This is a genomic window from Paracoccus sp. S4493 (assembly GCF_000967735.1).
Classification (GTDB): Bacteria; Pseudomonadota; Alphaproteobacteria; order Rhodobacterales; family Rhodobacteraceae; genus Paracoccus; species Paracoccus marcusii.
Window position 1 is genome coordinate 1 of sequence record NZ_JXYF01000177.1, and the last position, 495, is coordinate 495.

The 495-nt window shown below is 70.3% G+C and carries 1 protein-coding gene; it reads left to right on the forward strand.

Going from position 1 to position 495, the window contains the following annotated elements:
- Window positions 1–495, forward strand: a 495-nt coding sequence (locus TW83_RS15975) for a biotin/lipoyl-containing protein (protein WP_045983774.1), incomplete at both ends; no start/stop codon positions are given.

The following is a 495-nucleotide window of genomic DNA, read 5'->3' on the forward strand; positions in this document are numbered from 1 at the left end:
GCCGCCGCCGCCGCCATGCACCGCGTGGCCGAGATCCGGCGCACCCGTATCAGCGGCCGCCTGAACAACCACGAACGCCATGTGGGCGACGATTGGGTGGTGTTCGCGGACAAGCAGGACTGGCCCGTCCGCATCACCGCCGATGCCCATGGCGCAAATGTCGCCATCGCGGGGCGCACGATCCGGGTCGAGGGTGATTGGCGCCCCGGCCAGTCGCTGGCGCGGCTGGAGGTGGACGGACGCCCCCTGATCCTGAAGGTGGACAAGATCGCCGCCGGGCTGCGCCTGCGTGCGCGCGGGGCTGACCTGCGCGTGCATGTGCGTCGGCCCCGTGCGGCGGAGCTGGCACGGCTGATGCCCGAAAAGCTGCCGCCCGACACGTCCAAGTTCCTGCTGTGCCCGATGCCCGGCCTGATCGTGACGATCAATGTCGCCCAGGGGGACGAGGTTCAGGAGGGTCAGGCGCTGGCCACCGTCGAGGCCATGAAGATGGAG